Below are 18,232 nucleotides of genomic sequence, written 5' to 3'. Positions count from 1 at the left end.
ATTATAACCCGCATTGCTAACGGCACCACGGAAAAATTGAAAATTAATAGCCGGTATTTTGCGTAATGTTCGGGTTCACGCGCCGCTCCACGGCCGGGATCGGCCACAGGTATTGCCGGGATTTGTCGAAACTACGCTGCGACAGCTCTTTCACATCGGCACCGAAGCCGGAGTAATCGGCTATGCCGTCGTTGTCCAGCGGGGTGACTCCCGGGAAAGGCCACTTCGCCCGGTTCTGAGCCGCGGGGTCCGGCAAACCGATCACCGGCGTCGACAATGCCTTTTCGGCCAGCCGCCAGCGGATGAGGTCCATATACCGCAGCCCTTCGCGGGGGAACTCGACCCGGCGCTCCCGGCGGATGATTTTGCGCAACGCTGCCGCATCGGTGGTAGTAATGGCAGGATAGTCGGCCGTCCTCCCGGCATCGACGCCGTATGCCCTCGCCCTTACCTGGTTAACGGCGTTCAAAACGCTTTCATCGATTTCTCCCAGCGCTATTTTGGCTTCCGCGTACGTTAAAAGCACTTCTGCGTAGCGGATGATAATGGCATCGTTGTCTTCTACCAGCCGGTCGGGCCAGGTCTGGTCGATTCCTTTTTTCCACAGCAGGCCGGTAAAACTGGCAAATGCGGCCACTGCGCGTGTGTCTTTGTTGGGGACGCGGCGGTTTTCCTTCGAGCTGAACACTGTTAGGGAATCGGGATGAGGCATATAATTGTAGCCCAGCCATTGCGTATTGAACTCGACGATCGTGGCCCTCAGCCGCGGGTCCCGGTTTTTGAACGGATTTTTGGGGTCATACAACGCCGACTCGTCGATCGGCCTGCCATCCGTGCATTCGTAGGCGTCCATCAGCTCGCGTGTAGGCAGCTGCGCGCCATATCCGCCCGCATTGCGCGAGATATTGTCCTGCACATAGGCAGCCCCATTGAATACCTGCTGTTTTTCATCGCGCGGCACGCTGACGATGATCTCTTTGCTTGTTTCACCGGCTTTCAGAAACAGCTGGGAATAGCTGGAATGCAACGCATAGGTACCCGATTCCATGATGGCCGCGGAGGCATCGCGTGCGATTTCCCACTTGCCGGCGTACAATGCGGTGCGCCCCTTGATCGCCAGTGCGGCACCTCTCGTCAGCCTTCTTGTTTCGGAGGCGCCATAGGAAACCGGCAGGTTAGCCGCAGCGAAATCGAGCTCATCGAACACAAATTGCAGGATTTCACCCTGGTTCTTCCGCGCTATTCCGTAGGATTCTTCCAATGCGACCGGCTCGGTGAGTAGTGGAACATCGCCGAAATGCGTGATCAGCCGGGAGTACTGGTATGCCCTGATCAGCCGCATTTCCGCTTCGAGCCTGAGCATTACGGCTGCCGGCGTATTCGCGGCGGCGCGGTTTTTATTCGCCAGAAAGGAGTTGACCCGGGCGATGGCTTTGTAAGAATTAAGCCAGAAGGTCTGCACGCCGGCGTCGTCGGCATTCATGGTCCCTCCGATGACGGCGTTGGTCAGTTGCCCGCGATGCCATTCGTTATCACTGAACAACTCGTTATCGTTGCCCCAGAAAGCAAGGCGGTACAAGTCGTTGACGGCCAGCTCGAGCTCGGTCTGGTTGGAATAAAATGTGCCGGTAGATGCCTCCGAAAGCGGATTCAGGTCGAGGGTGTGGCAGCCCGTCGCACCGGCGAGGAGTATGACAAACAGGGTCTTTTTCATGTGTTACAAGTCAAAAAAGGGTTTCTAAAACCGGATGGTAGCGCCGGCCATGAATGTAGCCACGATCGGGTACGAGTAACTGCCGGATTCCGGGTCGAGGTATTTGGGGAATTTGCTGAGCGAGAAAACGTCGTTGGCCGACAGGTAAAACCGCAGCGACTGCACGCCCGTCTTTTTCAGTTGATCCTGTGTCAGGGTATATCCCAGGGTGATGTTTTTGAGGCGGAAATAAGCGCCGCTCATCAGCCAGTAATCGGAAAGCGCATAATTGGCGCCGCTGGAAGTCCGCGACAGCCTTGGGTAGGCCGCTTTCAGGTTTTGCTGAGGCGTATTATTATTACTCCAGAACTTCCCGACCATTTCCGCAGGCATATTGCCGAATGCCTCGGCAAAAGGCTGCGTTACTTCCGGGCTCAGGCGCGACAGCTTTTTTGCCACGCCCTGGAATGTCAGGCCGGCATCGAAGCCCTCGTAATCGGCGCGCAGGTTGCCGCCATACAGGTACCGCGGCAATGCGCCGCCCAAAAGCACCTTGTCGTCGGTCGTGATTTTGCCATCCTTATTCACATCCACGTACCGGACATCTCCGGGCTTTGTAGTGACATTCAGCACCGGTGCTCCCTTGATTTCGTCCACTGTTTGAAATAACCCGTTTGAAATATATCCGAACCATTCGTTGTACTGGCTCCCGTTGCGGACAATCTGGTCGCCGCGGAATTCGGTACCTTTCAAATCCCCGACAGTGGATTTGGCATCGGAAAGATTGGCGGAAACGGAATAACTCAGCTTGCTGATGCGGTCGCGCCAGCCGAGTTCGAGCTCCCAGCCCTTTACGTGAAGTGTCCCGGCATTCTGGTTAGGTTTGTCGTAGCCCAGGTAAAGCGGGATATCAAGTGGAAGAAGGATGTTAGTGGTGGTCTTTTTGTAATAGTCCGCCGCCAATGTAAGGCGGTCGTTCAGGAACGAGGCATCGACTCCGATATCGGCCGTCCGGCTGGTCTCCCAGCTGATGTTTTCAACCGCGTACACCTGCTGCGCGCCGCCTGTGAGCGGTACCACACCGCCATTCTGGTAAAACAACGCCGTAGAGAAGTCGATCGTGGCCATGTAGGGATAATAAGCCGGATTGCCATCCTTGTCGAGCAGGCGCTCGTTCCCTGCCTCGCCCCATGAGCCGCGGAGTTTCAGGAACGACAGCCATGGGCTGGTTTTGAGAAACTGCTCCTCCGAAATAGTCCACCCGGCTGAAACGGAGGGATAGAGGGCCCTTCGGTAGCGGGCCGCGAACCGCGACGACAAATCGGAACGCAGGTTCCCCTGAATGAAATACCTGCTTTTGAAATTATATTGCAACCGCCCGAAAAACGAATGCAGGCCCGATTCATTGGCGCTGCCGCTATTGTCGCGCAGTTCGGTGGAGCCCGAGTTGAGGTAAGGAAAGCCTGTCAGCGCAAACCCGCTGCGGGACGCCCCGAGCGATTCGAGCGAACGATAATTTTCCTCAAAACCCGCCAGGATATCGATCGAATGCACCGAATTGAATTCCTTCACATAATTAGCCAACAACTGGCCATTAATCGTCACGCCTTCCGACCGCCCCTCGTTCAAAACGGTGCGGGCCTGGTTTACAACCGTACCCACTGTACCGTCCGGATTCCTGAAACGGATTTGTTTCGAGAAATATTTAGTCTTGTCGAAATCGAATACCGGCGCCACCAACGCGGAAAGCGTAAGACCATTCACCGGCTTGTAGTTGAACTGCATCCGCCCGCCTAGCTGGTTGTACAATGCCTTCGAAAAGCCTCCTTCGCGAAGTTGCGCAAGCGGGTTACGGCCGTCCTTCCCTACTGCGAGTTTACCGTTTTCGTATACGTCGTCATAAATCGGCGGCATCACGCGCGCCTCATAAATGGGGTTGTAAGTACTATTGGGCAGTTCGTTGGCATTGCCTTTATTGGTAGTTCTCTTATAAAAAACGTCGAGATTAACGCTGATTTTGTCATTGACCTGCAAATCGTTATTGACGCGGAAAAGGTAGCGGTCGTAAGAACGGTTATCATAGAACGCACCCGAGCTAGCGTATCCCAGCGATGCCTTCGTCCTGATTTTTCCGGTACCCATCGTAAACACGACGTCGTGGCGCTGCCGCGGTGCGCTTTTGCGCGTCAGAATGGCTTTCTGCCAATCGGTATTCGGGAAGCGGTCGGGATTCACACGGTTGCTATCGAGGTAGGACGCGATGTATTGATCTGAAAAGGGCCCGGCGCTGGCGCCGTCGTTGACGGCCTGCTCGTTGAAATACCGCATATAGTCCTGTACGCCTACATATTCGGGTGTGGCGGTGGCACGCTGCACACCATATTCATAGGTGTATTCGAGGCTTCCCTGCCCGCTTTTAGCGCGTTTGGTGGTGACGAGTATGACGCCCGCCGCTCCCCGTGAGCCGTAAATCGCCGCAGAGGCCGCATCTTTCAGCACCGTGATGTTTTCGACGTCGCCGGGGTTCACATTATCGATACTCGCCACCGGCACGCCGTCGACAATTACGAGCGGGCTATTGGTGCCGATGGTGGTAATGCCGCGGATGAGAATGCTCGACCCCGAGCCCGGGGCCCCGCTGCTACGGGTTACCGAGACGCCCGCCACGCTGCCCTGCAGAGCGTCGGATACCTGCAGCGTCTGCCGTCCGCCAACGTCACGCGCGCCTATCGACGAGATCGCGCCGGTAAGGTCTTTCTTTCTTTGGGTGCCGTAGCCTACCACCACCACTTCGGAAAGCGCATTGTCGCTTTGTTTGAGGGTGACGTTCAGTTGGGTTTGCGCACCGGGAACAACGTCCTGGCTTTGGTAACCTACAAACGAGAATGTGAGGGTAACGGCCTCGCCATCGGGCAATGCAAGCGTATAGTCGCCGCTGGCGTCCGTAACTGTACCGCGCTGGGTACCCTTGATGACGATGCTCACGCCGGGCAGGTCTTTTGCGGCCTCGTCGGTCACCTTGCCTGTTAGCTGCCGTACTTGCGCCAGCAGCGGTCCCATGGAGACAAACAGGAAAGCGCAGCCAAGTAGAATTTTTTGTCGCATATTTTTTTCCAATATTTAGGGTTTCATGCCGCCGGAGCGCCCCGGCGGCGCAAGTCAGAAATTTGAGTGAGCAAATATAAAATTGGACAATCCGGTGATTTCAAAATGCGCTTAGCCAGTTCGCTATCCAAAATTATGGACAACCTAAGAAGCTGACATACAGAAGTTTATTGTATGAGTATTATGGAGAATGGACAAGATAAGGCGAGCACTTTAGACCTCCTCGACCACTGTTGCCAGCTCGTGGCCAACACCTACGGCAAGCCTGATAGTACCGGATGGACGAACAGCGATTTTATCAGGCTCAGCCATATCCTTTACAAGAAGACGCAGGTGCAGATCAGCCCGAATACTTTAAAAAGGATTTTCGGAAAAATTAAGACCGACGCGCGCTATTATCCGCAAAAGGCGACGCGCGACGCTTTGGCGCAATATGTCGGGTTTGCGGATTGGGACAGGTTCTCGGATGCGCAGTCAAGGCAGACCGCGAGTGTGCCTCCAAGGCTTGATATTCAACTAGCAACCACATCCCGGCCGGAAGTGCCGTCAATTATTGGCCAGGCACCCAACCGAAAATCGTTGGGGCGAGCGGCATTGCTTGCTTCCTTTACATTGACTCTACTGAGCTTCACTATCTGGCGAGGCTTGGTGCTCTGGCGCAAACAGCAGACGGACGTAACCCTGTTTTGTAAAAATCCCGAGGGAGAAAACCCGCATTCGGCCGTTTTTGTACTGCGAAATTTCAGCCAGATTTCTGAGCTCACCAGCGAGTATACCATTGAATATGGCGACAGCAAAAAAACGCATCTGAACGGGAAGGACAGTGTTTACTCGCATTACTACGAAGTGCCGGGCCGCTACTTTGCGGTATTAAAAAGGGCCGGCGTTCCAATGGATACCGTGCCCGTTTTCCTCCGCACCAGCGGCTGGACGGCCACCGCGAACATGATGTACGACACCACGCGCGTGTACCCCATCGAGACGCCCGGGCTGTTCACCAACGGATATAACAGCATCAGCGCCAAAGAAATAGCCCGCGCGGGCGTTGATACCAACCGGACATTTTTTGTGAATTTCGTCAATACACACCTTACCGGTATCGACGGCGACAATTTCGAACTGTTGGTGGATGTAAAAGCCTCACCTCCTCGCCCCGGCGTGCGCTGCTCGCAGGTACGCCTGACCGTATACGGGGATTCGTCCAATCACATGGTCGATATTATGAAACCGGGTTGTGTGCATTGGAGCAAACTGCAATTTTCGGAACTGCGCAAAGACGGCCGCAACGACGGCCCCGATTTTCTGGGTGCCGACCTTACGGCCGGCGGAACCATCGGTGTGAAAGTCGTGAACCTCCGGGCTACATTGCTCGTCAACGGCAGGGAAGTTTACAAGAACACCTACAAAAAAGCCCTGAGACACATTTACGGGCTGGATATCATGTTCGCCGGCATTGGCACCGTGCGATCTGTGCAGTTGAGGGATTTAAAGACGGGCAAGCGGTTTGCCGGGAATTTTTAGCGCAAATACGCGCTGAATGTGCCATATTGCTCCCCTGTTACCTGCTCCATGAAATTGCTGTTATACAAGCCGATCCCGAGCTGTTTTTTGGATTGCTCGAAATGCTTTTTGCAAATTTCGGACACTTGTTTGAAACTGCCATCCCAGCTGAAAAGCAGGTTGATGGAATAGCCGTCCGGCTCCCAGAACGACTTCGCCAGGTGCGTCTGGCTGTTTTCAGGAAGGTGTCGATAAGGATGCAAGGGAACCGTCGCCGGTTTGAGTCCGGTTTTCGTTAAATCGTCGATTAATGCTTTCGCAAACAGCTCATTCTCTTTGCCGTAATAGCGGATCGAGCCGTAAACAATGTTTTTGGGGATCGCGTAAACGAATGGTATGCTGTTTGTGAAATAAGGGTTAACCGGGACTTTCAATTCGTACTGGTTCTGTCCTACGATCAGATCGGACGTTACCACATTATCACCCGTTTGCAGCCTGAACTGGTATGTTCCCTTCGAAAGCTCATTTTCACGAATGTAAATATCTCCCCGCGATTGACATTCATCTCCCTGCGGCATCGGATATACCGGACATTTCCCTTTGTCGATTTTTTCGACCAGCCGCACATCGATCACCTGTCCCTGAATGTTGTATTCAAACTTATATTCTGCCCTGTTTGTAGAGCGGTGGCTGTTGGTAAAGCTCATGAGCAGGTACCTCCCTCTATCGACATCGGCTACATGGTGCCAGTAGAGATTGAGCCCCTCTTTGTCCAGAATATTCAGCTCGTCATGGTTTTTGCAATGGGTACAAAAGGCTATTAATACGATCAGCAGGATGTGATAAAGTCGTTTCATAGTTCAAGAAATTGAGTCCTGTCATCGGGAGACAGTGCAACGTCCCAATTGGTTGCATTCAGAAATTCGATCTTAAGATAACTCAACCGCTTCCTGTTCCGCCCGCCTTTTCTTTTCTTTTTCCACCGACGAAGCGCCACCGCCACTCCGATAACGAGCAACCCGAACGGCCAAACCGCCACCAGCACCACCGCAAATGCACGCAGATTCCCTACTCCACCTTTGAATGCATCGGCGGGTTCGGTGAGAAATGGGTTGGATGTGTCAATGGGTTTGAAGAAGACAATATGCAGCGTTGAATATTTGATGTCGCCGTTCAGCTGCCGAAACTGTGCCTCTGTCGCCTCGATGGCCGTTCGGGTTTCCACTATACTTCGCACCTTGGCCCCGACTGGACTCTATTTCTATAAACAGGGGGCCGCGCTGCGGCTAACCGTTCTCAGGAATAAATCCCTTACCTTTGCACTCAATTATGTCAAGGTCTGAAACTACATATCGCCCCTCTGCCGACATTGCAGCCTGACGCCGGTCCTCCGAATCTACTTCTCTTCGGGACCCGCGACACTCCCCTGCTTTGATCCGTTTTTTTCCACGCTATGCGCGCGGACAGGCGATGTGCTGCCCATAGCTCAGACTTTTATAACCATGATATCTTTGACTTCATACGGGTGGAATACCCATTTCGAACAACATTTCCATACTTACCAAACACAAGGCCTCGAAGCGGCGCGCGTTGCTGCCATTGAAGGATTCAGACATAAACTGTTGACGGCCAGCGGGCATGTCGATGCGACGCTTTCGGGGGCACTAATGAATAGCGCCGAGAACCGGGACCTGCCCAAAGTAGGCGACTGGGTGGCATTCAAAGCCTATGACAATGAAGGTATCGTCATTGCCGTGTTGCCGCGAATCAACGAGCTCAGCCGCAAAATGCCCGGCCGTAGCACAGAAAAACAGGTAATTGCCGTCAATATCGATACCGCATTCATCGTGCAGGGCCTCGACCGTGACTTTAATCCCATGCGCTTGCAGCGCTACATCGTGCAGATCATGCAATGCGGCATCACGCCCGTCGTGCTCCTGAATAAGCAGGACCTCGTGGCCGACCCGGAAAGTTACCGGCGGCAAGTGATGGCGTTGGGATACGATTGCCCGGTGCTGCTGCTGAGCGCCACGGGTCGTGAAGGACTCGAAAAATGGGTAGCAGAACACCTGTTGCACGAGAAAACGTATGTCCTCATCGGCTCCTCAGGTGTGGGTAAAAGCACGCTCGTGAATGCATTGCTGGGTTACCGGTTGCAGGAAGAAGGCACGGTGAGCAGTTTAAATCATAAAGGAAAGCATACGACGGTATCGCGGAACCTGGTAATGCTGCCCTCCGGCGCAATGCTCATCGACTCGCCGGGGATGCGGGAGTTTGGGGTAACGCTCGACGCGGACGAGCAGGGAATGCATTACCACCCCTTGCTGACAGCGCTGGCCGACGAATGCCGGTTCCACGATTGCACGCACCGGCACGAACCCGGGTGTGCCGTGACAGCCGCAGTGCAGACCGGCGATCTCCCGCGCGAGGTTTATGACAGTTATCTCAAAATCAGCAAGGAGCAGGCGCATTACCAGGGTGATTCGGTGGAAAAGAGGCGCGTTGAACGGCAATTCGGGAAGATAGCCAAACAGGTGGCCCGGTACCGGAAACAGCGTAAATACTAATGCAGACGGGGCGTTCCGGCACGGGACGCTCCTTCTTTTTAATCTACCCAAAGAAAAAGAGGAACATACCGCCCCTCTCTTTACCCAAACTACAATGAAATCATGTCCGGAGACTCCACTAAAAGGTTTCCGACGTGGTTCTCTAATGACTTTTGTCCCGATCACCGATTAAACGGTATGCACAAAAAACCGTGCAAACAGTAAAAACCCCGGCACCGGAAAGCGTCGGGGTTGAACTGCCGGTTTAATAACCGGGATTTTGAATGATCTTTTTATTCTGATCCACAACCGGTTGCGGTACGGGGTTCATGTACATCTTTTTGTGAAATACGTGCGGGTGGTTCAGTCCGATGACCTCGTACACCCATTTACCTTTATTATCGTCCGGCGAGGTGTTGGTGATTTTCATACCGTGAAAATCCTTGTTCATCACGTCTTCGGCGATTACCCAGCGGATAATGTCGTAAAACCGCTTTGCTTCGAAACAAAGCTCTACCCGTCGCTCGCGGCGGATCGCCTGGCGCATGGTTTCTTTCGTCAGGCCGGCCGGAAGTTCAGGCAGATTGGAGCGTTTGCGGATCGCGTTGACAGCCGAATACACCGATGCATCGGGACCCGCCGCTTCGTTCTGCGCCTCGGCGTAGTTTAGCAAAACTTCCGCATAGCGGTAATACACATAGTTTTGCCCACTGGCGGCGCCCCCGCGCGGCTTCAACGGGTTGATCTTCTTTTTGAAATAATAACCCGTATTACCGACATCGTCCGTACCGAAATCGATCTGGTTTTTCGAAGGTCTTACTTTATCGATGCGGGTATAAATTGTGTCGGTTTTGGCCATCCAGTCCTGTTTGTAAGGGGCGCCGTCGTAAACGATGAAGTCATAGAAGCGCTTCTCCCGGTTAACATACGGGTTTTGCGGATCGTAACCCGAGGTCGGATCGGTGATTACCTTGCCGTTCGCCATCGCAAACTGGTCGACCAGCTCCTGTGTCGGGCAGTAGTTCCCCCAGGTATAATACACGCCATCGATCCACACCGGCCCGCCATATTGCTCGTAGTTCGAGCCCATGATCACAGCTACCACCTGCCGGTCCCAGATAACCTCCGAATTGTACTCGTTTTTCTCCCACCAGAATGCATTGATGTCCGGAAACAGCGCATAGGTGCCGCCATAGGTGTCGATAAACTGCTTGTTTGTGGCGGCGGCCGTAGCCCAGCGTTTGGGGTCGTAGTTGCCGAAGCCCACCAGCTTGTTCGGGTCGGGACCGGCGGCAGGAGTTGCCGCGTTGAATGCCGGGCTTGCCACGTACAGTTCCAGCCAGCCTTTCAGCGCCAGCGCCGCACCCAACGTAGCCCGACCGGCGTCGGCATCGCCATTGTTGTATTTAACGGGCAGCGCCTTGTTGGCTACGATTTCACCCAATTCTTTGGTAATGAAGTCAAATGTCTCTTCAAATGTCGCGCGCGGGCGGTATAGCTCCTCCTCGCCCATCGTGTTGCGATCGAGCACTTCGGTGATGATCGGCAGCCCGCCCAGGTGCATGAACATTTCGCTGTAATAGTAAGCGCGCAAAAATCTGACTTCGTCGATACGCTTTTTACGGTAGGCCTCCGAGAAGTTCGCCGCATTTTCGGTCACTTTCTGGATAAACAGATTGCATTTACGGATTTTCAGAAACCCTGCCGCCCACGACGCATAGTCGGTCGCATTGCCGTTGGCGTGGTCCATGGGCGTGCCGTTATTCACCGCCGGGTCCACGATCCCCTGCCGCCACGAATACGACTTCCAGTAGAAGCCCGCGTCGTTGTCGTCGGTGAAGTTGTCGAGATTGTCGGGCGAGTTCCATTTGTTGGATAATGCGGCGTAAATGTCGTTCAGAAAAAGGTCCGCATTGCCTTCCGAGGCCCATTGCATATCGTCGGTCAAACGGCTCTTGATATCGTTTTCAAGAAAATCCTCATTGCAGGAAGTCGCGCACAGGGTCAGGGCCAGCAATGCGAGCGAAATGGTATATTTTATTCTTTTCATTAGTTTAAATGTTTTCAGAATGTCACATTAAGCCCAAACACATACACTTTCTGGTTCGGATAGGCGGTTTCGCGGTCGGTGTAGCCTACTTCCGGGTCCATGAATTTCAGCTTGCTGAATGTCAGCAGGTTCTGGCCCGATGCGTAAACCCTGATGTTCTGAATGCCAATAGATCGCGTAAGGCTTTTCGGAAGCGTATAGCCGATGATCGCGTTTTTGAGGCGCAAATGGGCGGTGCTGGTCATCCAGAAATCCGAAAGTTGCGTGTTGTTCGCGTAAGGCGCCTGTGTGGCGCGCGGGTAACGGGCGTCCTGCGTCCGGGGCGTCCAGCGGTTGTCGTAGTACTCGTAACTCGAATTGCTGTTATTGTTATTGAACGGGATAGTCTGGAACTGGCGGATATCCAGACTTGCAAGCGACGATCCCTGGAAGAACAGGTTGAGGTCGAAGCCTTTCCAGTCGGCTGTGGCATTCAATCCGTAAGTCAGCAACGGGTACACCGGCTTGCCGATCACCACTTCGTCGTTCGAATCGATTTTTCCGTCGGGTACGCCCTGCGGACCACTGACGTCCACATAGCGGATATCCCCCGGGCGCAACGCCCCGAACTGGGCTACATTATAACCGTCCGCCGAATTGATCAGGCCGTCGTCGTTCTTGTCGTCGTCGGTCGTAAAAAGGCCGTCCGTCTTATAGCCGAATTGTGTGCCCAACGCACGACCTGTGCGGCTTCGGTTCGGGTTGTTGCGTGTTGCCGCGGTTTCGAACACCTTGATCATCTTATTTTTGGCATAACTCACATTGCCGTTAATGCCCAGCCGGAGGTCGTTCTGGAACCGGTAGTTGGTACCTAGGCTCAACTCGACGCCATTGTTTTCCATAATCCCGCCATTCTCATCGGCCAATGCGAGGCCATACTCCACCGGCACGCTTACAGCCGGCGGCAAAAGCATCCCGGTGCGCTTTTCGTGGAAATAGTCAGCTTCGATCGTCAGCAAGCCACGCCATAGCGACGCTTCCAGCCCGATGTCCGTTTTGGTGGAAATCTCCCAGGTAATGTTTTTATTGGGTTCGTTGGGTACCACCGCGCCCTGCACCATCGAACCCGGGCCGAACGCGTATGCATTGCCATTGAGGTTATAGCCTGTCATATATTGGAAAGCCGTACCAGCCAGGTTCCCCGATTTGCCCCACGAGCCACGGATTTTCAGGTTATCGACCCAGTTGAAGCCATTTTTAAGAAAATTTTCCTCCGAAATCACCCAGCCGGCCGAAAATGCCGGGAAATACCCCCAGCGCTTGCCCGGCGCGAAGTAATAATGCCCGTCGTAGCGTCCCGACGCTTCGAGCAGGTACTTGCCCGCGTACGCGTAGCCCACGCGGTACACATAGCCGATCTGGCTCCCGGTCGACGAGGTGCCGCCGTTGTCGAAGTCGTTTTTATTGGAACTGCCCATATTCAGCTCGTCCACATCCACCGCGAAATTGTTGCGGCGTGCCGAAAACAGCTCATAGGTGTTGTTCCGTGCTTCCGCCACGATCAGGCCGGTAAAATCATGCTTTCCGAATGTATTGTGGTAATTGAGGTAACCCTGGTAAGTAAATGTCTGCGTTTTGATAAACTGCTGCGCGAGCCAGGAGAATGCGGCGGCACCGCCTTCCGCCGTGGAGATTTCGCGTTTGTAGGTATAGGGTGTGGTCGTCAGGTCCTGGGTGTAATAGTAGAACGGTTTGTGATAACCTTTCTTCGTCCGCTGGCTCGGGTCGTAGCTGAATGTGCCTTTAATACTTAACCCTTTGATGAACGGCAATTTTTGTTCGATGGCGATCGTGGTCAGCAGCGTGTTATTGGAGTTTTTGGTATAACCCGCTTTCAATACGCCGACCGGCGAGTTACCCGCAAATTCTCCCCATAAACCATTGCTGTAATACAATGCGCGTATCGGAATGTATTTGAAGCCGTTACGAAACAAATTCCCCGCCGAAACCGCCGTATCGACCGACGAGATCCGTTCCACCGAACCGATCAGCGAAAGCGAGACCGTCGTGGTTTTGGTGGCTTCGGCCGTCAGGTTCATGTTATAGCTGTAACGCATATATTTCACCGGGTCGAACATGCCGTTTTGTTTCAGGAAGCCGAAGCCGGTCTGGTATTTGATCCTTTCCGATCCGCCGCTCAGTTGCAAGGTATAATTCTGCATAGGGGCATGCATGTTTACCAGGTCCTTTGTGTCGCTGATCGGGTATTTGTCCGGGTCTTCACGGTTCAGGTTCACATAGTTCTCGACCAGATCGGTGGCGAAGGGCAGCTGGGTGCCGGTCGGGTTTTCGTTCAGGTACGCTTCGTTTTTCAGGCGCATATAATCCTGCGCGTCGAGCAGTTTGGGATAGTAGGTCGGGGTCTGCGAACCATAGTAAGCACTGAACGACAATGTCGGCGCGCCGCTCGCTCCTTTTTTGGTGGTAATGAGCAAAACGCCGTTTGCGCCGCCCAGGCCGTAGGGCGCAACGGCCGCAGCATCTTTCAGAACCGTGACGGTTTCAATCGAACTGGGGTCGATCTGGTTGATATTGTCGCGGATTACGCCGTCGACCACCACAAGCGGCTTATTGTTGCCGGTGGTACCAATACCGCGAATGTGGATTTCCGGCGAGTCGCTGCCCGGCTGGCCGCCATTCGGGCGCATGCTCACCCCCGCCACCCGGCCCGCGATGGAATTTGAAATGTTGGGAACCGGATTTTCAGCGATCTCGCTACCTTTTACGGCAGCAATGGAGCCCGTCAATGTCGATTTTTTCTGCGTACCGTAACCCACCACCACAATCTCGTCCAGCGCCTTGGTGTCCAGCTGCAGTGCAATGCTCAGGTCGGTGCGGTTACCCACCACCACTTCCTGCGAAAGATAGCCCACGAACGAGAATATCAGCGTCGCGTTCTCGTCGGGCACATCGAGCTGGAATTTCCCCGCTGCGTCGGTAGTCGTGCCGCGCTGCGTACCTTTCAGAATAATGCTCACTCCTGGCAATGGCTCGCTGGTTTCCGGCGCGGTCACTGTTCCTTTAATCGTCCGGTCGGCGGTGGTGCCCAGGTGTTCGGCCGGTATCGTCGCGGGCGCTTCGCTGGTTTTCCTGGGCGCCCTCGAGAGGAGTATCTGGTTGTTCCTTACGCGGTAATTGATGTCCAATGGCAGTAGCAGGCGATCGAGTACCGAGAAAAGCTTTTCCCGGCGCGCGTCGATGCTGACGGTCTTTTGCAAATTCACCAGACCGCTGCTGTATGCGAATTTCACCTTTGTGCCCTGCTCGAGGCGGTTAAGCGCTTCGTTCAGCGTGACATTTTTCAGGTCCAGCGTCACGTCGCGGTTCAGCAGCTCCTGGGCCGGCGAATGGTTCGCCGCAGCCACCACCGAGCATAGGCTGATCAATAGTAACTGGTAAAAAGTCAGGCGCATGATATTGAGTAGCAATCTATGCCATGGATGAAAAGGTTTTTTCATAATTTTACATTTGACTGGGTTAAAATTCAGACAATAGTTATCCTGCCAAGCTTGCCTTCGGGCGAGCCTGTGAACCGCACGTTCCGGGATATTTTAGCCGGTTGCCATCAGGGGTGTCGCAACCACTCCTGATTTTTTTATGGGCTAAAATGGCTGGTTGGGGACGGGTTATGTTTTCATGATTTTGTTGGGGATTGTTTTTTAATTATCGATCAAAATTCCGGGTCGTTACAATTATTGCATTCATAATTCCGGCGGTGTCTACAAGTATTGCGGTGCGCTGCACCTTGGCGTCGCGCTGATTTAGCATTCATTCTAAATATCTCGGTGCCCCGCACCTCGGTGTGATTGGTGCAGCGCACTGCAACAAAACTATCGGCACCCTTGCCCTTTCAGCGTGATGCTATCGCCTTCGATCCGGTAGGTGCTTCCGAGCAGCGTGTCGATCATATCGAGGATCTCGGGCAGGCGCTGGTCGGTGAAATCCACTTTCAGGCGGCAATCGGCCAGGCCGTCGTTTGCGAAACCGATTTTTACGTGGAATGTCTGCATAAGCCGGTGGGCTACTTCGGTCATGGGCGTTTCGTCGAATACGAGCGACGCCGACTGCCATATTTCCTTGTCAGACGCTTTTTCCCGTACGGCTTGTACTTCCAAATGCTTGCTTTTCGGCTCAAAAACGGCTTCCTGTTCCGGTTTCAGCACTACACGCTCTCGCTTTTTCAGGTCGCTGACCTCCACCCTGCCCGTAGCCACCGATACTTTGAATACAGCTTCGCCGGGAATAGCCCGCACATTGAAGCTCGTGCCAAGAACTTTCGTCTGCAAATCGCCGGTATATATTATGAATGGCCGCGACGGGTCGGGCTTCACATCAAAAAAACCTTCGCCCGAGAACGTCACTTTACGGTTCAGGAATGGTTGTGCGTGGGACACTTGCGCACCCGGATGCAGCCAGAGTACCGTGCTATCCGGCAGCATATAGGGCACGATCTTCTGCTTTTTGTTGGTAAATGTAATCAAGTCGCCGTCCGGCCGGGGCTGCTGTGCGGCACCTCCCGGGCGCTGGTAAAGAAAATAGAGCAACCCGAAGCCGATCAGGAACACAGCGGCAATGCGGCCGAGGAAATTCCACAAGGCCAGTTTCCGCCCGGCCGGCGCTTCGCTTTTGCGCAGTTCCGACAGGTAGGATTCGATCCGGTTGTACAGCCTGTCTTCGTCGGCGCTGCCAAATGGTTCATTGGCCGGCAAATCCAGTTGTTGGTACCATTCATTCACCAAACGACGCTCCTCGTCGGTGCATTCGTTGGACAGGTATTTTTTCAGGGTTTCAGGAGATAACGGGGGGCGTCTTCATTAGGTGTAGTTTTTACACTTATTAATCAACTAACCATACAGTCCCGGAAAACCGGGTCCAACCCTTACTCCGATAGAAATTTTTTTTCAAAAAATTGGATGTCTCAAATAACGGGCAGCATCAGGATCGCCATGACGATGTAATCCTTCATTTCCACGCGCAGGATTTTTAATGCCTTACTGATGTGTGCTTCCACCGTTTTCTCCGAAATATCCATTTGTAGGGCTATTTCTTTCAGGCTGTACCCTTTGCGGCTGAGCGTGAATACCTCGCGGCATTTCTCGGGAAGTTTGAGCAGCGATTGTTCGTAGAATTCATTGAGGGTATTGAAATCCAGGTTCTCGGCCGTTACGTTATCGGGTAGAAAGTCCTCCTCGCCGAGCGTCGAAACCGGCTGCTTTTGCTCCTGGTGGTAGTAATTGATAATGCAGTGGCGCAATGTGCCGTTGAGGTAGGCCTGGATATTTTTCCGGATGTCGAACTTATGCCGTCCCAGCCAGAATTTCACGAAAGTTTCCTGTACCAGGTCTTCGGCGATCGCCTTCACGCCCGTTTTCCGGATTGCCGTGTGCACCAGCAACCGCACGTGGCGGCGATACAATTCCCTGAAAGCCAGTTCCTCGTCCTGCTCACAGACAAGCGCCATCAGGGCTTGTTCGGAATAATTGCTGTATGGGTGATTCACGGGAATATGGCTAATAACTGTTGACAAAAAATCCGGAATTATGGCAAAAGCGGAAGAACTTTACAATTTAATGATATAAATCATAATAATTGTCCATTCTCCAAAACCGCCACACCATTTTTGTTGCCTGTCTTTTATTCCCTATTTTTAGCCGTTCCCATTCATTCGGTCCTTCCCTGGCGATCGGAAATCCAAACCACGCCATCAACCGCCAACATCTTATGAACACCGTCGAACTGCTCATTTACCAGAATGCCAATGCCTACGAGTGGACCAATAAGCTCGTCGAAAATATTCCGTTCGAAAAGTGGGAAATCATCCCGGATACCATCGAATCCAGCATCAGCTGGCAGGTCGGGCACCTGATCGTCAGCCATTATTTTCACTCCGTCATGGTTATCCGCGGGCATCAGATGGATATTCTTCGGCAATTGCCCGTCAGGGAGTACAGCGATTATTTCACCATTGCCAGGGCTGAACAGTCCGTCGGCAAATTCACACCGGAAAAGCTGCTCGCGGATTTGAAAATCATGCAGCAAAAATCCCTCGAAATCCTTGCGACCGTGACAATGGAAGAACTCGAAAACCCGTTGGAGCCCACTCCTACCCCGCACCCGGTAGCGACCAACAAGTTCGAGGCAATCGACTGGAATATGAAGCACACGATGTACCACTGCGGACAGATCGGCGTTTTGCGGCGGGTCGTGAGCGAGCGGTTTGATTTCGGGTTGCGGGTGAGGTAGATCGATTCGAAGCACGAGGAAAGGGCTAATGAGAGAATGAGCGAATAGATTTTTAAAATTCACTCATTGACTCATTGACTCATTGACTCATTCCTGATCATACATCGCCGCGATCCTCCTCCTGAAATCCTCCGGCGCATATCCTGTCTGTTTCCCGAAAAATCGTGTAAAGTAGGATGGTTCGGAAAAGCCGAGTTCGTAACTGATTTCTTTGATGGGTTTGCGGAAGTAGCCTATCTCGCGTTTCGCTTCCAGAATGAGCCGTTCGCTGATCATCTGGCTGATGGTCTTCCCAAATGAACGGCGAGTGAGTTCGTTGAGTCTTTTTGCACTGATCGACAACTCGTTGGCATAAAAATCCGCCTTGCGTTGCCTTCGATAATTGTGCTCGATGGATTCCAGGAGCATTTGCAACCGCGGATCGGCGGAGGAAGGATCGCCCGCTTCTTTTTGAAGTTCGATGCAATGCAGAAACCAGCTCCGCAGGTAGGATTCCAGTATCGCCGGACGTTTTTCCCTGTCATACTCGATGCGGATCAAATCCATCAGGGTGTTCAGAACGCTAAGCCGGGTGCCGGAAATGGTGACCGAGAAGTTGGTGGAATACCTGAAAAGCCGGAAAATATCGTTTCCGATGAGCCGTTCGAAGAAGTCTTTTGAAATAGCCATCAGAAACCCGCATTTGCCGCGCTGCTCCATGCTGTGGACCTGATCGGGCAGCAACAGAAAAACCTGATTGGGCTCAATAAGGTATTTATTAAAATCGATGTAATGTACCTGCTGCGGCTTTACGTCGGTGAACCAGAGCACTTCATAAAAATCATGGCGGTGGATACCATTGAAAAAGTGCTCATCGCCACCTTCGATAGTCGCCATCTCAAAAAAGGCATCCCCCATGTCGTGCAGCGGGAATTCGCCGCGCCGCTGCTCGTGAAGCTGCTCCTCCAAGACCCTGCCGCCTGTGTAATCCATATCGCTTTCCTTATTCCTGCTCCGCATTCGTTGCAGCAAATATCGGCTTTTCAACACAAATCCCCGCTGGCGACGAGCGCCCGG

12 protein-coding genes are annotated in these 18,232 nt (G+C 53.3%); 3 read left to right on the top strand and 9 right to left on the bottom strand.

Annotated elements, in window-relative coordinates:
- Positions 1-43 precede the first annotated feature (43 nt).
- Positions 44-1,714 (bottom strand): RagB/SusD family nutrient uptake outer membrane protein, encoded by a 1,671-nt coding sequence (locus tag ABV298_RS27095; RefSeq protein ID WP_353719265.1) that lies wholly within the window; start codon positions 1,712-1,714, stop codon positions 44-46.
- A 24-nt stretch (positions 1,715-1,738) separates the two neighbouring features.
- Entirely contained in the window at positions 1,739-4,798 is a 3,060-nt protein-coding gene (locus ABV298_RS27090) for a TonB-dependent receptor (protein ID WP_353719264.1), read from the bottom strand.
- A gap of 183 nt (positions 4,799-4,981) precedes the next feature.
- Here ABV298_RS27090 and ABV298_RS27085 point away from each other — a divergent pair, with 183 nt between their 5' ends.
- Positions 4,982-6,319, top strand: coding sequence for a hypothetical protein (locus tag ABV298_RS27085; RefSeq protein ID WP_353719263.1), 1,338 nt, complete (start codon positions 4,982-4,984; stop codon positions 6,317-6,319).
- On the opposite strand, the gene ABV298_RS27080 is transcribed toward ABV298_RS27085, so the two are convergent.
- Both ABV298_RS27080 and ABV298_RS27075 read right to left on the bottom strand, forming a co-directional pair.
- Complete coding sequence (locus tag ABV298_RS27080) at positions 6,316-7,155, bottom strand: hypothetical protein (protein ID WP_353719262.1); 840 nt, start codon at positions 7,153-7,155, stop codon at positions 6,316-6,318. The genes ABV298_RS27085 and ABV298_RS27080 overlap by 4 nt on opposite strands.
- On the bottom strand, positions 7,152-7,523 hold the full coding sequence (locus ABV298_RS27075; RefSeq protein ID WP_353719261.1) for a DUF4349 domain-containing protein: 372 nt from the start codon (positions 7,521-7,523) through the stop codon (positions 7,152-7,154). The genes ABV298_RS27080 and ABV298_RS27075 overlap by 4 nt, the downstream gene beginning before the upstream one ends.
- A 277-nt stretch (positions 7,524-7,800) precedes the next feature.
- On the opposite strand from ABV298_RS27075, the gene rsgA reads away from it, so the two are divergent.
- Positions 7,801-8,865 (top strand): ribosome small subunit-dependent GTPase A, encoded by a 1,065-nt coding sequence (rsgA, locus tag ABV298_RS27070; RefSeq protein ID WP_353719260.1) that lies wholly within the window; start codon positions 7,801-7,803, stop codon positions 8,863-8,865.
- Positions 8,866-9,109: 244 nt separating this feature from the next.
- Here the strand turns inward: rsgA and ABV298_RS27065 are convergent, their stop codons facing one another.
- From ABV298_RS27065 to ABV298_RS27050, 4 genes are all read right to left on the bottom strand, one after another.
- Positions 9,110-10,894 carry a RagB/SusD family nutrient uptake outer membrane protein gene (locus ABV298_RS27065; RefSeq protein ID WP_353719259.1) on the bottom strand — a complete coding sequence of 595 codons (1,785 nt, stop codon included), beginning with the start codon at positions 10,892-10,894 and terminating at the stop codon, positions 9,110-9,112.
- A gap of 14 nt (positions 10,895-10,908) precedes the next feature.
- The gene (locus ABV298_RS27060; RefSeq protein WP_353719258.1) at positions 10,909-14,391 is read right to left on the bottom strand and encodes a TonB-dependent receptor; all 3,483 of its coding nucleotides are present in this window, start codon (positions 14,389-14,391) and stop codon (positions 10,909-10,911) included.
- Between the two features lie 372 nt (positions 14,392-14,763).
- A complete protein-coding gene (locus tag ABV298_RS27055) occupies positions 14,764-15,642 on the bottom strand; it encodes a FecR domain-containing protein (protein WP_353719257.1) in 879 nt (292 codons plus the stop codon).
- 209 nt (positions 15,643-15,851) lie between these two features.
- Positions 15,852-16,460, bottom strand: coding sequence for a sigma-70 family RNA polymerase sigma factor (locus ABV298_RS27050; RefSeq protein WP_353719256.1), 609 nt, complete (start codon positions 16,458-16,460; stop codon positions 15,852-15,854).
- Positions 16,461-16,654: 194 nt separating this feature from the next.
- Between ABV298_RS27050 and ABV298_RS27045 the strand changes: the two genes are divergently transcribed.
- Positions 16,655-17,176, top strand: a complete 522-nt coding sequence (locus tag ABV298_RS27045) for a DinB family protein (RefSeq protein ID WP_353719255.1) — start codon at positions 16,655-16,657, stop codon at positions 17,174-17,176.
- Between the two features lie 87 nt (positions 17,177-17,263).
- Here the strand turns inward: ABV298_RS27045 and ABV298_RS27040 are convergent, their stop codons facing one another.
- Entirely contained in the window at positions 17,264-18,187 is a 924-nt protein-coding gene (locus ABV298_RS27040) for a helix-turn-helix transcriptional regulator (RefSeq protein WP_353719254.1), read from the bottom strand.
- Positions 18,188-18,232 lie beyond the last annotated feature (45 nt).

It is taken from the genome of Dyadobacter sp. 676 (assembly GCF_040448675.1).
In the GTDB taxonomy this organism is placed as follows: Bacteria; Bacteroidota; Bacteroidia; order Cytophagales; family Spirosomataceae; genus Dyadobacter.
Note: the sequence above shows the minus strand (reverse complement) of the source record. Positions and strands in the feature narration are given on the sequence as shown.